This is a genomic window from Microbacter margulisiae (genome assembly GCF_014192515.1).
GTDB lineage: Bacteria > Bacteroidota > Bacteroidia > Bacteroidales > Paludibacteraceae > Microbacter > Microbacter margulisiae.
Window position 1 is genome coordinate 710,642 of sequence record NZ_JACHYB010000001.1, and the last position, 14,255, is coordinate 724,896.

The following is a 14,255-nucleotide window of genomic DNA, read 5'->3' on the forward strand; positions in this document are numbered from 1 at the left end:
AATATATTACTATTTAATTATCAAATGTATAGACAAAAAATAAATGATTTTATAAAACAAAGAAGATATCCAGTATTCAACCTAAAGGCTGCATTTTTCGATATGGACGGAGTTCTATTTGACTCTATGCCGGCACACGCAGAAGCATGGGTAAAAGCCTTCGAAAGCGTTGAAGTACCCTTCACCTCGTATCAGGCTTATATGCAAGAAGGTCGTACCGGTAACGGAACCATTGATGATGTGTTTCAATCTGAAAAGGGTCGCTTAGCCACAGAAGAAGAAAAAACATTGATATACAGCACAAAAAGTCGTATTTTTGAACAAATTGAGGCGGTGCGTGTTATGCCATTTGCATTACCGCTTTTAGAAAAGATAAAAGCACATTATGTACAGATTGTGCTGGTCACTGGTTCTGGACAACCCAGTTTGCTAGACCGGTTGGAAGTCTATTTTCCACAAATTTTTGAACGGGAACGTATGGTTACTGCTTTTGATGTGAAAAAAGGGAAACCACACCCGGAGCCCTATCTGATGGCATTGGAGAAAGCCCATGTCAAACCCTGGGAAGCTGTTGTTGTAGAAAATGCTCCTCTCGGTATTGCATCAGCAAGTGATGCAGGAATTTATACTTTAGCTGTTAATACTGGCATTTTGGAAAACGAAGTGCTTGTTAAAGCAGGTGCAAATGCAATCTTCTCGGGTGTGGAAGATCTTTATAATCAATGGAATCAATTGTTTTTCGGAGAATAAAAAGTTTACAGAAAAAATAGCGATGTTTTGAGAGAATTTTGGAATGAATTTTGAAATTATATCGACATATCAACCTACTGGAGATCAACCAGAGGCTATTCATCAACTTACGGATGGCGTCAGGAATGATGTCAAATTTCAAACATTACTTGGCGTTACGGGATCGGGAAAGACATTTACTATTGCTAACGTAGTAAAAGAGATTAACCGTCCCACGTTAGTGTTAAGTCACAACAAGACATTAGCCGCACAACTCTACAGCGAGTTTAAAACATTCTTTCCGAACAATGCCGTAGAATACTTTGTTTCATACTACGATTATTATCAGCCAGAAGCTTACCTGCCAGTAACAGATACTTACATAGAAAAAGATCTTTCCATCAATCAGGAGATTGAAAAACTAAGGCTTTCAACCACATCATCATTACTTTCAGGGCGTAAGGATGTTATCGTGGTATCGTCTGTTTCCTGCCTCTACGGAATTGGAAATCCTGATGATTTTTACAGCAATACTATTCATGTTGAAAAAGGGCAACCCCTCGTACGTAACAGCTTTCTACGTTCATTGGTTGAGAGCTTGTATTCACGTAATGAAATAGAATTCAACCGCGGAAATTTTCGTGTAAAAGGGGAGACTGTTGATATATTTCTGGCATATTCTGATGTGGCATTACGTATTGTCTTCTGGGGTGATGAGATTGATGAGATTGAAACCTTTGATCCTATAAACGGGCATACATTGTCCATGTTTGATTCTTACGATGTCTATCCGGCAAACATCTTTGTCACTACTAAAGAACGAATAAATAAGGCCATTCATCAAATTGAGGATGATTTAATGAAACAAATCACCTTTTTCGAATCGGTCGGGAAACCAATTGAAGCTAAAAGAATTCAGGAAAGAGTGACATACGATCTGGAAATGATTCGCGAATTGGGATATTGTTCTGGAATAGAAAATTACTCGCGTTATTTTGATGGCAGGGAACCAGGAAGCAGACCCTTCTGTTTGCTCGATTACTTCCCCAAAGATTACCTGATGGTGATTGATGAAAGCCATGTAACCATTCCTCAAATCAGGGCAATGTACGGGGGTGATGCATCCCGGAAACAAAATCTGGTAGAATACGGATTTCGCTTGCCTGCGGCAAAGGACAATCGCCCGTTGCAATATAATGAATTTGAAGAGTTAATTAATCAGGTCATTTTCGTCAGCGCTACTCCAGCAGATTATGAATTGGAGAAATCGGAAGGAATCATTATAGAGCAAGTTGTTAGACCTACGGGATTGCTGGATCCTATCATTGATGTACGTCCCAGCCTGAACCAGATTGATGATTTGATGGAGGAAATAGCACAACGTACAGAACATGATGAACGAATCTTGGTAACGACTTTAACCAAACGCATGGCTGAAGAGTTAACGAGTTATTTGACAAGAAATGGAATCCGATGCAACTATATTCATTCCGATGTCGATACGCTGGAGCGTGTAAAACTGATGGATGATTTACGCAGCGGACTGTTTGATGTGCTGATAGGAGTCAATCTGCTGCGTGAAGGGCTGGATCTTCCCGAAGTATCGCTGGTAGCCATACTGGATGCCGATAAAGAAGGATTTTTACGGTCACATCGCTCCTTAACACAGACCGCCGGACGTGCCGCCCGAAATTTGAACGGAAAAGTAATTATGTATGCCGATAAGATTACCGAAAGCATGCAGCGTACTATTGATGAGACAACCCGAAGACGTGAGAAACAGTTAGCGTATAATGCAAACTATGGCATTATCCCACAACCTATCCGGAAAGGGCATACTTCTATTCTGGCACAACAAGCCGTTGAAAAAAGAGCAGGGAAGGCTTATACAGAACCCACTACCATGTCTGTTGCCGCTGATCCTGTTGTACAATATATGAGCCTGCCCGCATTGCAAAAAGCGATTGACAACACGCGAAAGTCAATGCAACAAGCCGCCCGTAAACTAGAGTTTATCGAAGCAGCTCAATACCGTGACGAACTCCTGAAACTGGAAGAGTTACTAAAAGCAAGAAGCAGATAGAAAATTATACAACGAGTGTCCCTGATTTACCATCAATTGCATCGGCTTTTGTTATAATTACCTGTTTCACACCTGCATCAATTGCTTCGAAAGCGTTTTCAAGCTTTGGAAGCATTCCTCCTTGAATTACACCGTCAGCTACATACTTGGTAAATAGTTGTTTGTTTATCTTAGGAATAACACTCTCATCGTCATGCTCATCCCGAAGTACACCTCTCTTCTCGAAGCAATAAACCAGCGTCACCTCAAAATAACGGGCAAGAGCTTTGGCGGCTTCCCCGGCAATAGTATCTGCATTGGTATTTAATAAATTACCTTTTTTGTCATGTGTCAGAGGAGCCAATACGGGGACAATGTCTTTTTGAATCAAATCTGCCAATAATCGGGCATCTACTGCTTTTACATCGCCAACAAAACCGTAATCAACTTCACCAACCGGTCGCTTATTGGAGACCATATAATTCATGTCAGCACCTGTCAGGCCCAGCGCATTGATATCCATTGCCTGTAATTTTGCCACAATGGTTTTGTTCACCAGCCCGCCGTACACCATTGCTACCACTTTCAATGTTTCGGCATCCGTGACGCGCCTGCCATTCACCATAACGCTTTCGATGCCTAGTTTGGTGGCAATAGCAGTTGCTGAGCGACCTCCACCATGTACCAGTACTTTATGTCCCTCGATGGTAGCAAAATTTTCTAAAAGTTGCTTTAACGAGCTTTCTTCTTCTACAATTTTTCCACCAACTTTTACTACTGTCAGTTTGGTTCTAGTATCTGCCATGTTGAAATTAATTTCGTCCTGTATCTCGACTATTGAATTAATTATGTAGCTTCAATTATCCCCCGAATTGCCTTCTAAGACAATCCATTTGGAAGCCACAAAGATATAAATAGACGGTTAATTTATCAAAGAATTTTATGAAATGATTATTGATTTTCGATAAATTCATTTGATAAACAGCAATATACAGAAAAATCCGTATGTATAAAAGCATTATTGACACCAGATGACACGTATATAAAAACCCCGAGTACAAACAAATGCCTTTAGCCGAATACATTCGTGGTTTTAAATCTTATAACGCTTCAAGAATTCGTTTTAACACCACCTGGGCGGATATTTCACGGTTGGCGGCTTCGGGAATTACAATGGATTGAGGGCTTTCGATTACATCATCCGTTACGATCATATTCCTGCGTACAGGAAGGCAATGCATAAAAAAGGCATTGTTTGTGAGTGCCATTTTCTTTTTACTAATGGTCCACGACATATCTTTTCTCAACACTTTACCATAATTTGGATCAGTATAAGCGGCCCAGTTTTTTGCGTATACAAAGTCAGCGCCTTGTAATGCCTTGTCCTGATCATATTCCACATGAGCTCCCCGTATAAATTTCTCATCCAATTCATATCCTTCCGGATGCGTGATAACAAAATTCACATCAGCCTCATTCATAAAATCGGCAAATGAATTTGGAACTGCCTGAGGTAACGCTTTAGGGTGTGGAGCCCAAGTTAATACCACTTTTGGACGTTGTGTTTTTTTATATTCTTCTATGGTAATCAGATCGGCAAAAGCCTGTAGCGGATGGCCTGTCGCAGCTTCCATGCTGATGACGGGTTTTTCCGAATATTGGATAAACTGGTTCAGAATAGTTTCGCTGTAATCAAACTCCTTATTTTCAAAACGAGCAAACGAACGAACCGCAATAATATCAGCGTAGCAACCCATAACGGGGATTGCTTCAAGTAAATGTTCGGTTTTGTCACCATCCATAATAACACCACGTTCGGTTTCCAGTTTCCATGCCCCCTGATTTATATCGAGCACAATGGTATTCATGCCGAGGTTCATACCGGCTTTTTGCGTGCTGAGTCGCGTACGAAGGCTCGAATTGAAAAATACCATCAGCAAAGTTCGGTTTTCTCCTAAATATTTGTAGTCGTAACGGTGTTGTTTCACTACAAAAGCTTCAGACACGGCAGCTTTCAAATTCCCCAAATCTTTGACATTCGTAAATGTTTTCATACAATATAAATGGTTTTATTTTTTCTGGTAGAGTGTTGCCACCCATTTGTTTTTTTCTTCAAAACCAAGCAAAATAAGATTGTTTTCTTGCGCTTCTTCGTCGATAGCAGGTCTATCCGTATCGTAAAAACCGCTCATCACCAACAGATCACCTTGAGTAAGACAAGCAGAATAGTGATGAATATCGGCTAGCAGAATATTTCGATTAATATTGGCCAAAATGATGTCAAACTTGCGACCTGATAAAAGTTCGGCGCCTCCCTGATTCATTTCAATGTCGGAGAAGCCGTTAAGCCGAAAGTTTTCCAGCGAATTGGTATAAGCCCATTCATCAATATCAATTGCCGTGACTGGAGACGCACCGCGCATCGATGCCAATATAGCCAGAATGCCGGTTCCACAACCCATATCAAGCAGTGATTTGCCAACAAGATCAAGTTTCAGAATGGTTTGAATCATCAAAATTGTAGTCTCATGGTGTCCTGTCCCAAATGACATTTTGGGATCGATCAGGATGTCGTATTTTGCTGTGGGAATATCATGGTGAAATGAGCTGTGTATGACGCATTCATTTCCAATTACGATGGGTGAAAAATAGTTTTTTTCCCATATTTCATTCCAGTTTTTCTCTTTGATCAGAGCATATGAATAGTCGATTGGTATATCGTCCCGGTGCGATTCTTTCCATTCTTTGATTTGTTTTTCGTCGAACAGAGATGCAACGCAATACGCTTTTAATCCGTCTTCATTATATTCAAAGCTCTCGAACCCGAGTTCACCCAGCTCATAAGCAACCGTATCCTGTTCAAAACCTCTTGAATTGTTAATTTGTATCGTTAGTTCGATGTAATCCATAATCTATGATATATTTTTCGTTAAATTCCAAAGAATCGGGAATAAATGGCTTTCTTTTTCAGCTATCTTTGTGAGGTTAATTTAGTATGCAAACTTAGCCAATAAAGTTGGTTTTAATATACTTTTTAGCGAGAAAAAGCGTTATCCAATTAAACGGTACCCTTCATTGACAGTCTAAATGATAAAAACAGGAATTATAAACTAAAAATAAAGGAGACAACAATCATGAAAACGAAATTAGGAATCTTATCTATTTTGATGTTGTTACCAGTTTCCCTTTTCAGCCAAAGCTTTTACGATGATATCTACAATCCAAAAGCAGCAGCAAATGAGGCAAAAAAGCAAGTTCAGCAACCCACACAAACAACACAAAATAATCAGGAGTATCAGATCGAAACATCAAATGTGGGTAATCAACAAGCAGTTGTAGTTCGTAATGCAGCAGGCGATACGGTTTATTATTCGGGAGATTATGCCAATCGTCCTGACACATTACCTAACGATACAACATTAGTAACAGGAAAATCCCTGCTTATTCAACCAACGACAAAGCCGAACCTTTGGCTTCAGTACAGTGATGGATCAACTTATCCTGTTGATAATGTTAATTGGAACATTAATGTTTGGGGAGGTTCACCGTATTATGCTGGTTGGTGGGGGCAACCTTTCTGGTACAATTCGTTCTATCCTTTCGGATATGCTTACAATCCATACTATTGGGGAAGTTGGTACGGTGATTATTGGGATACATGGGACATGTGGGATCCCGGCTTTGGTTTTGGTCTAGGATTCTCTTGGAATTACCCATATTATTATGGTGCATGGGGTGGTTATCCTTACTATTATGGAGGAAATTATCCTTGGGCATATCGTCATTCAATTCCTTACAACTATTCTGAGAACAGTCGTCGCGCAGCCCGTATGGGAACATTAAGCGGAGCTCAATTATATAGCACTGGCATTGGTTCACGGGCTATGTCCGGAGGTGGTGGAACAGCATTAACGGCAACTCCGGGGGCACGCGCAACCCTTTCGAACACAGGTTCTAGAGTAGTAGCGGCAACACGTCAGACTACAGCTGTCGCTGGTGTCAGACAAGTAAGCGGGACTGGAGCTATTAATCCTGTGAATGTACGTGGAACAGCTCAAAACAGAGTATTCTGGACCAATGTGCTTCGTCAAAGTGGGTACAATGTGCCAACTACGCGCGCGGCTGTTCAATATCAAAATAGGAATTATATTCAACCTAACAATAGCGTTACAACCCGACGGGTAGTGATTATGAATAATCGGGTTCAAAATGTTGAAAGCAATAACTACAGATATCAACGTTCTACTCCGGTACAGGAACAACGAGTATATCAGCAACAACAGGTAGAGCGTCCTGTATATAACGAAACTCGTTCATTTAATGAAGGTGGCGGAGGTGGACGTTCGTTTAGCGGCGGCGGAGGCGGTGGTGGCTTTCGTGGGGGTCGTCGTTAACGAGGTTCTTCACTGTGTGTGATTATCTAAAACGAATGGCTTAAATAGGCGAGCAGATGTTATGTTTGCTCGCTATCAATAACAACAACTAAATGTGCAACTTTATGAAAACGACGTTAATTTCAATAGTGTCATTATTGTTATTTTCCACAACCGTTTTTTCACAAGATGGTTTTGATGCGTTGAAAGCATCTCAATATCCTTTAAAAGGGACAGCCCGATACATGAGTATGGGTGGCGCTTTTACCTCATTGGGAGGAGACCCTTCTTCCATCACGCTGAATCCTGCGGGTTTAGGGGTTTACCGGAGTTCTGAATTATCTGCTACCTTAAATTTGCAGGACAATACTACCTCTTCGTTGTGGAATGGTCAGTCTGGCAGTGATAATAATTTTACCGCTCATTTCAACAATGTTTCAATGGTAACTGCTTTCAATGGCAACAATCCTAAATTCAGTTCCGCCTTTGGCGTTTCGTATGAACGAATCAAATCGTTCAATCGTTCTGGAATTATGAACGGTACAAATCAATACTCCTCAATAACCGATTATATGGCAGGTTACACCAATGGAATTCCAGAAAGTGACCTTACAACGGCTAATAATAATGATCCTTATAACAATACTAATGTACCCTGGATTTCTGAATTAGCTTATCAAGGATACTTAATCAATCCGAATACATCCGCCAGTACTGCTAATCAATGGAGTTCATTGCTTGGCAACAATGAACATGTTAAACCTCAATATGCTTTCAGTGAATCAGGTTATGTAGATCAATACAATCTGAGTTATGGCGTTAATTTGAATAATTTCGTCTACTTGGGAGCTTCGGTTGGATTTCAGGAATTGAGTTACACCTTGAATAGTAACTATGTAGAAGCTTTTGGTGGTGGTGGAAACATGAATTTACAAAATCAGATTTATACTTCTGGATCAGGTATTGATGTCAAAGTAGGAGCCATAGTACGTCCCACAAACTTTTTACGGTTAGGTATTGCCTATCACTCGCCAATGTTTTATACTATGACAGATAATTACTACGCTGACCTGTATTACAACGCCCAATATACAGGCACGACTTACACACCTTCTGATGGTGGCTACAGTAAATATAAACTTCAGACTCCATCTGTGATAACTGTAGGAGCTTCAGGGATTATCGGACAAAAAGGTCTTATCAGTTTTGATTATGAATATGCCGATTATTCGACGATGAAACTACGTGATCAAAACAACGATGCTTTTGCTTTCAATACAGAGAATCAAGATATCAGCAATATGATGCAAGGCGTAAGTACTTATAAAATAGGAGGAGAATATCGTATTAACAAAAATCTGGCCGTACGTTTGGGATATAACTACATTACACCAGCAACTAAAAGCAATGCAGTGAGGAATTTGCCTTATAATACGGTGCGTACTGATCCTCAATACTTCCTTCAGGGTAATACTCAAAATTATGCAGCAGGATTGGGCTATGCATCTAACAATTGGAGTATTGATGTGGCCTATGTGCTTATGAACCAACATGAAAGTTTCTATCCCTATAATGACTCATGGATCTACAGTCCAGACAACATGGTACATCCGGCTTCGTTTACTACAAAAACAAATAACTTTGTAATGACCCTTGGAATTAGATTCTGATATTAAATGAATTTACAATGAAAGCCATCTCTTTCAAGATGGCTTTTTTGTTTTTTTGCACATAGGCAAGGTTCATCATTTCTGGGAAAACATTATCTTTGCAACATCAAATGTGGATAGATTTGCTTGCTTGCAACCACTGGAAAAAATGCTAAAAACGTGTTGGTAATGCCATTCTTACAGCGTAAAGCCAACAATCTTCATTTTTCATCCTCAAGTAAATTTTTCATCCACTTTTTGATCTTTCTGTTTCCGAGAGAGAAATAGAAAGGAGAAGATGTTTTTTATAATAAATATAATAACAATGAAATCAACTAATTATTTATTTACTTCTGAATCCGTTTCAGAAGGACACCCTGACAAGGTGGCCGATCAAATTTCGGATGCTATTTTAGATGCTTTCCTAGCATTCGATCCCAATTCAAAAGTAGCCTGCGAAACATTAGTCACTACAGGTCAGGTAGTAATTGCTGGCGAAGTAAAATCCAATGCATATATTGATGTTCAGGATGTTACACGGGGGGTAATCAACAAAATAGGCTATACTAAAAGCGAATATAAATTTGATGGAGATGCTTGCGGTATTCTGTCGGCTATTCACGAACAATCCGATGACATCAACCGTGGTGTGGAACGTGAAGATCCAATGGAACAGGGAGCTGGGGATCAGGGAATGATGTTTGGATATGCTACCAATGAAACAGATAATTTCATGCCTGTTTCTTTAGATTTTGCACACCAACTACTGATAGAGCTGGCAGAGATCAGGAAGGAGGGGAAGGAGATGACTTATTTACGTCCTGATGCAAAATCCCAAGTCACCGTTGAATATAACGAACAAGGAATGCCAGAACGTATTCACACGATTGTAGTCTCAACACAGCATGATGAATTTATTTTGAAAGATGATGCTAAAAGCCAAGCTGAAGTAGATGCAGAAATGGTCTCGCAAATTAAAAGAGATGTACACAATATATTGATTCCACGCGTTGTAAATAAAAACCCCATGATTGCGAAATTAATGGATGATACATATATTCTGCATGTTAATCCTACTGGAAAATTCGTGATTGGAGGGCCACACGGAGATACTGGTCTAACCGGGCGAAAAATCATTGTTGACACATATGGCGGGAAAGGGGCACACGGAGGAGGAGCATTTTCAGGAAAAGATCCCTCGAAAGTTGACCGTTCCGGAGCTTATGCCGCACGGCATATTGCTAAAAATGCTGTAGCAGCAGGAGTTGCTGACGAGATGCTGGTTCAAGTTTCATATGCTATTGGGGTGGCTAAACCCATAAATTTGTATGTAAACACCTATGGAAAATCGAAAGTTCCCTTTTCTGATGAAGAAATAGCCGAAAAACTGGGGAAACTTTTTGACCTTCGTCCAAAAGCTATTGAAGAACGATTAAAATTACGTAATCCTATTTATTCAGAATCAGCATCTTATGGACATATGGGGAGGATGCCGCAAACTATCAAAAAGAACTTTACATCACGTTATTCAGCTCCTATGGAAATTGAAGTAGAATTGTTCACTTGGGAAAAACTCGATTACATAGATCCCATTCGTAATGCTTTTGCAATTAACAGCTAAGCATACAATTTTTTCTCAGATATTTGAAAAAAGTTTTGGATTATCGTTGAGAATTCATTACTTTTGTAACCCTAGAACTGAATACGTATAACAACACATAAAAAGAGTTCCGGCTTAGGTCGGAATTCTTTTTGTTTTACATTTAAATAAACAAAATATCATGGCTACATCGTATATGACCCAAGAGGGCTATAAGAAATTATTGGAAGAACTGAATCAGTTGGAAAATGTCCAAAGACCTGCCATTTCTAGACAAATAGCAGAAGCTCGGGATAAAGGAGATCTTTCTGAAAATGCAGAATACGATGCCGCAAAAGAAGCGCAGGGGTTATTGGAAATGAAGATTGCCAAACTAAAAGAATTGGTGGCAAGTGCGCGTTTTCTTGATGAAAAATCATTAAACACTGATGCAGTGCAGATTTTGAACAAAGTCAAAATCAAAAACAAAAGTAATGGACAGGAGATGACCTATATGCTGGTATCTGAATCAGAAGCAAATCTGAAACAAGGAAAATTATCCATAACAACACCCATTGCCCAAGGGCTATTAGGCAAAAAAGTAGGAGACTCTGTTGAAGTGAGAGTCCCTTCTGGAATTATTCAGTTTGAAATTATCGACATTACTCTTTAAAGACTTCGATTATGGCATCTATTTTTTCGCGTATCATTGCCGGCGAAATTCCCTGTTATAAAGTAGCCGAAAACGAGCAATTTTTTGCTTTTCTAGATATAAATCCCCTAGCCAAAGGACATACTTTGGTTGTTCCAAAGCTCGAACGGGACTATATTTTTGACCTTGACGACAAAATGCTGCAGGACTATATTCTCTTTGCTAAAAAAGTTGCAGCTGCTATTATGCAGGTTATACCTTGCCAGCGTGTAGGATTAGCTGTGATAGGCTTGGATGTCCCTCATGCCCACATTCATCTGGTGCCTTTGAATACAGCAAATGACATCAATTTTGCCAAGCCAAAATTATCGTTTACATCTGAGGAAATGCAGTTAATTTCTGATGCTATTCATGACAAGGTAATCCTTTGACTATTAAATCATTTTTGCATTGTCACTTACTTGGTATCCACGGAGAAAATCTTCGGTTATCATTCTTTTTTTTCCTGCTAGCTGAAGCTGTTTGATGACAATAAATCCATTATTTACAGCAACTTTCATGATTTTTTTATGATCTGTGATGATAGATCCAAACGGCAATTGATGTTGTGTAATTTCCTTTTCAGTTTCAAAAATTTTTAGAGAAGAGATTTTTGTATCGGATAAAATCAATTCTGACCATGCAGCAGGGTAGGGAGACAATCCTCGAATAAAGTTGAAAAGCTGATCAACCGATTTGCTCCAGTTTATTTTACATGTTTCGGTGAATAGTTTTGGGGCAGATTTCACCACTGCATTTTCAATTTGTTTTAGAGTCTGAATGGGCTGTTCTGAAAGTACAAGGTTCACTGTTTCAAGTACTAACGTTGAACCTTCCGCCATTAAGCGATCATGTAGGTCACCGGCAGAATCATGATCATATATAGGAATCCTTTTTTGTAATATAATTTCACCAGTATCAATCTCATGGGAAAGAAAGAATGTTGTGACGCCTGTTTCTGTTTCTCCATTGATAATAGCCCAATTAATCGGTGCTGCACCTCGATAGTCCGGTAGGAGAGAAGCATGTAAATTGAAAGTTCCCAAAAGGGGAAGACTCCATACAGCTTCAGGCAACATTCTGAAAGCTACTACAATTTGTAAATCCGGCTTAAATCTAGACAGTGTTTGCAAAAAATCATGGTTCTTTAATTTTTCAGGCTGAAGAATAGGGAGATTTTGTTGTAAAGCATATTGCTTGACTGCTGATATTTGAACTTTCTGACCTCTTCCTGCTGGTTTATCTGGTGCTGTGATTACAGCAACAACGTTATATTGGTTCTCAACAAGTAAACGTAAGCTTGCAACTGCAAAATCTGGCGTTCCCATGAATACAATTTTCAAATCCTTTTTCTCCATCTCTTATGCATTAAAAGATTTTTCTGTTCGTTTATCAACTCCCCACATTAATTTGTTTTTTAAAGTATTAAAAAATGTGTGGTGGGCTTGCTTTACAACCCGGATCGAATAACCTGCTTTGCGGATATGTAAGATTTCAGGTTGATCAAACACCGATGATCGCCCGTCTAATGCGACCAAAAAACTATTAGTTCTGCTTTTGACCTGCACTTCAAGTTCCCAGTTATCTGGAATGATTAAAGGACGAATGTTTAAAGAATGCGAAGCAACTGGTGCCAGTATGAAATTGTTTGCCTGTGGTACGACAATGGGGCCTCCGACGCTCATTGAGTAGGCAGTTGATCCAGTAGGAGTTGCAATGATTAGGCCATCAGCGCGGTAGGTATTCAATTCTTCACCGTTGACTTTAACCTGAATGGCGATCATGGAAGAACTATCCTGTTTTAATAATGCAATCTCGTTTAATGCAAAAGATGATGGATTCCAATCTTGATGAGTTGTTTGCAATTCCAACACTGTTCTTTCTTCAATAAAATATTCATTATTAATAATCTGATCTAAAACTATTTCCAGTTCATTATCCGCAACATCTGCTAAAAAGCCTAACCGTCCCGTATTAATTCCCAAAATAGGGATCTTGGATGATCCAATATGCATGGCCGTATTAAGAAAAGTCCCATCTCCACCAATACTTAATGCAAAATCAGCTAGTTCGGGAACTTTTTCAAAAGATTGATAAACCAATGGGAATGCATGATTTTGAAGGTTTAGAAAGTCATAAAATCCCTTTTCTATCCAAATATCGACATGCTTATCCTGTAAAAAAGTTGCCAGACGAAGAGCTGATAAAGCAGCTTCAGGACGAAAAGTGTTACCAAAAATAAGTATTTTCATTTCACAATTAATAATCAGTAAGACAAAACAATAAGCATCTCTGTTTTCTTATGCTTTTTAAGGGCATATATCCTTGGATAGTGGGGCTTTTTGATTAACTTTGTTGCTTAGTTGAATGCTTTTGCAAAGATGCGAAATGCAACTCAAACCCACAAATAAAGAAAATAATTTAATGATAAAATTAAGCGTTAATATCAACAAGGTAGCAACTTTACGTAATGCACGCGGAGGTAATGTCCCCAATGTATTAAAAGTGGCTCAGGATTGTCAGTTATTTGGAGCTGATGGTATTACAGTACATCCGCGTCCAGACGAACGACATATTCGTTATGATGATGTATATGCACTTCGTCCACTAATAACAACTGAGTTCAACATAGAGGGATACCCTTCTCCAAAATTCATCGATTTAGTGTGTAAGATCAAACCGGATCAGGTAACATTGGTGCCAGATCCACCCGAAGCTATCACTTCGAATGCTGGCTGGGATACGATTCGTTATGCTGGTTTTTTGAAAGAAATAGTAGGGGAATTTCAAGCGCACAATATTCGAGTTTCTATTTTTGTAGATACTAACTTGGAAAATATTCGAAATGCTGCTTTTACTGAGACAGATCGGGTAGAGCTTTATACCGAACCATACGCCAATATGTATCCATCATCACCAGAAAAAGCTCTTGCTCCTTTTCTGGAAGCTGCTCAAATTGCTCGTTCTGTTGGTTTAGGTGTCAATGCAGGCCATGATCTAAATTTGGAAAATCTCAATTTTATGGCAAAAAATATTCCCTGGCTTGCTGAAGTTTCTATTGGCCATGCGTTGATCAGCGATGCGTTATATTTGGGATTAGAGACAGCAATACAAAAATATAAGTCACTGATTGTTTGATTATTATGGCGTTATTTTAAATAAAGTATTAATA

General features: G+C 39.2%; 13 protein-coding genes. 8 read left to right on the top strand and 5 right to left on the bottom strand.

The genetic code is table 11. The features are described from left to right. Nucleotides 1-24 precede the first annotated feature (24 nt). Entirely contained in the window at nucleotides 25-750 is a 726-nt protein-coding gene (locus FHX64_RS03045) for an inorganic diphosphatase (protein WP_183412368.1), read from the top strand. Nucleotides 751-793: 43 nt separating this feature from the next. Continuing rightward, nucleotides 794-2,812 carry an excinuclease ABC subunit UvrB gene (gene uvrB, locus FHX64_RS03050; RefSeq protein WP_183412369.1) on the top strand — a complete coding sequence of 673 codons (2,019 nt, stop codon included), beginning with the start codon at nucleotides 794-796 and terminating at the stop codon, nucleotides 2,810-2,812. Nucleotides 2,813-2,816: 4 nt separating this feature from the next. Here the strand turns inward: uvrB and argB are convergent, their stop codons facing one another. The 3 genes from argB to prmA form a co-directional block, all read right to left on the bottom strand. Continuing rightward, on the bottom strand, nucleotides 2,817-3,596 hold the full coding sequence (argB, locus tag FHX64_RS03055; protein WP_183412370.1) for an acetylglutamate kinase: 780 nt from the start codon (nucleotides 3,594-3,596) through the stop codon (nucleotides 2,817-2,819). Between the two features lie 295 nt (nucleotides 3,597-3,891). Further along, the gene (locus FHX64_RS03060) at nucleotides 3,892-4,845 is read right to left on the bottom strand and encodes an N-acetylornithine carbamoyltransferase (RefSeq protein WP_183412371.1); all 954 of its coding nucleotides are present in this window, start codon (nucleotides 4,843-4,845) and stop codon (nucleotides 3,892-3,894) included. A gap of 15 nt (nucleotides 4,846-4,860) precedes the next feature. Then, complete coding sequence (gene prmA, locus FHX64_RS03065) at nucleotides 4,861-5,700, bottom strand: 50S ribosomal protein L11 methyltransferase (RefSeq protein ID WP_183412372.1); 840 nt, start codon at nucleotides 5,698-5,700, stop codon at nucleotides 4,861-4,863. A 225-nt stretch (nucleotides 5,701-5,925) separates the two neighbouring features. On the opposite strand from prmA, the gene FHX64_RS03070 reads away from it, so the two are divergent. The 5 genes from FHX64_RS03070 to FHX64_RS03090 all read left to right on the top strand — a co-directional run bounded on the left by FHX64_RS03070 (nucleotide 5,926) and on the right by FHX64_RS03090 (nucleotide 11,475). Then, nucleotides 5,926-7,185 carry a hypothetical protein gene (locus FHX64_RS03070; RefSeq protein WP_183412373.1) on the top strand — a complete coding sequence of 420 codons (1,260 nt, stop codon included), beginning with the start codon at nucleotides 5,926-5,928 and terminating at the stop codon, nucleotides 7,183-7,185. 104 nt (nucleotides 7,186-7,289) lie between these two features. Beyond that, nucleotides 7,290-8,834, top strand: a complete 1,545-nt coding sequence (locus FHX64_RS03075) for an OmpP1/FadL family transporter (protein ID WP_183412374.1) — start codon at nucleotides 7,290-7,292, stop codon at nucleotides 8,832-8,834. A 304-nt stretch (nucleotides 8,835-9,138) separates the two neighbouring features. Continuing rightward, the gene (gene metK / locus FHX64_RS03080; RefSeq protein WP_183412375.1) at nucleotides 9,139-10,434 is read left to right on the top strand and encodes a methionine adenosyltransferase; all 1,296 of its coding nucleotides are present in this window, start codon (nucleotides 9,139-9,141) and stop codon (nucleotides 10,432-10,434) included. A gap of 160 nt (nucleotides 10,435-10,594) precedes the next feature. Then, on the top strand, nucleotides 10,595-11,065 hold the full coding sequence (greA, locus tag FHX64_RS03085; RefSeq protein ID WP_183412376.1) for a transcription elongation factor GreA: 471 nt from the start codon (nucleotides 10,595-10,597) through the stop codon (nucleotides 11,063-11,065). An 11-nt stretch (nucleotides 11,066-11,076) separates the two neighbouring features. Then, the gene (locus FHX64_RS03090; protein ID WP_183412377.1) at nucleotides 11,077-11,475 is read left to right on the top strand and encodes an HIT family protein; all 399 of its coding nucleotides are present in this window, start codon (nucleotides 11,077-11,079) and stop codon (nucleotides 11,473-11,475) included. Nucleotides 11,476-11,478: 3 nt separating this feature from the next. Here the strand turns inward: FHX64_RS03090 and fmt are convergent, their stop codons facing one another. Both fmt and FHX64_RS03100 read right to left on the bottom strand, forming a co-directional pair. Next, nucleotides 11,479-12,441, bottom strand: coding sequence for a methionyl-tRNA formyltransferase (fmt, locus tag FHX64_RS03095; protein ID WP_183412378.1), 963 nt, complete (start codon nucleotides 12,439-12,441; stop codon nucleotides 11,479-11,481). 3 nt (nucleotides 12,442-12,444) lie between these two features. Beyond that, on the bottom strand, nucleotides 12,445-13,335 hold the full coding sequence (locus tag FHX64_RS03100; RefSeq protein WP_183412379.1) for an NAD kinase: 891 nt from the start codon (nucleotides 13,333-13,335) through the stop codon (nucleotides 12,445-12,447). Between the two features lie 172 nt (nucleotides 13,336-13,507). On the opposite strand from FHX64_RS03100, the gene FHX64_RS03105 reads away from it, so the two are divergent. Further along, nucleotides 13,508-14,221, top strand: coding sequence for a pyridoxine 5'-phosphate synthase (locus tag FHX64_RS03105; RefSeq protein ID WP_183412380.1), 714 nt, complete (start codon nucleotides 13,508-13,510; stop codon nucleotides 14,219-14,221). Nucleotides 14,222-14,255: the final 34 nt, after the last annotated feature.

What these genes read in the sequence shown, in the direction of transcription:
- FHX64_RS03045 (WP_183412368.1), top strand. Translation starts at nt 25, where the DNA reads ATGTATAGACAAAAAATAAATGATTTTATAAAACAAAGAAGATATCCA.
- uvrB (WP_183412369.1), top strand. Translation starts at nt 794, where the DNA reads ATGAATTTTGAAATTATATCGACATATCAACCTACTGGAGATCAACCA.
- argB (WP_183412370.1), bottom strand. Translation starts at nt 3,596, where the DNA reads ATGGCAGATACTAGAACCAAACTGACAGTAGTAAAAGTTGGTGGAAAA.
- FHX64_RS03060 (WP_183412371.1), bottom strand. Translation starts at nt 4,845, where the DNA reads ATGAAAACATTTACGAATGTCAAAGATTTGGGGAATTTGAAAGCTGCC.
- prmA (WP_183412372.1), bottom strand. Translation starts at nt 5,700, where the DNA reads ATGGATTACATCGAACTAACGATACAAATTAACAATTCAAGAGGTTTT.
- FHX64_RS03070 (WP_183412373.1), top strand. Translation starts at nt 5,926, where the DNA reads ATGAAAACGAAATTAGGAATCTTATCTATTTTGATGTTGTTACCAGTT.
- FHX64_RS03075 (WP_183412374.1), top strand. Translation starts at nt 7,290, where the DNA reads ATGAAAACGACGTTAATTTCAATAGTGTCATTATTGTTATTTTCCACA.
- metK (WP_183412375.1), top strand. Translation starts at nt 9,139, where the DNA reads ATGAAATCAACTAATTATTTATTTACTTCTGAATCCGTTTCAGAAGGA.
- greA (WP_183412376.1), top strand. Translation starts at nt 10,595, where the DNA reads ATGGCTACATCGTATATGACCCAAGAGGGCTATAAGAAATTATTGGAA.
- FHX64_RS03090 (WP_183412377.1), top strand. Translation starts at nt 11,077, where the DNA reads ATGGCATCTATTTTTTCGCGTATCATTGCCGGCGAAATTCCCTGTTAT.
- fmt (WP_183412378.1), bottom strand. Translation starts at nt 12,441, where the DNA reads ATGGAGAAAAAGGATTTGAAAATTGTATTCATGGGAACGCCAGATTTT.
- FHX64_RS03100 (WP_183412379.1), bottom strand. Translation starts at nt 13,335, where the DNA reads ATGAAAATACTTATTTTTGGTAACACTTTTCGTCCTGAAGCTGCTTTA.
- FHX64_RS03105 (WP_183412380.1), top strand. Translation starts at nt 13,508, where the DNA reads ATGATAAAATTAAGCGTTAATATCAACAAGGTAGCAACTTTACGTAAT.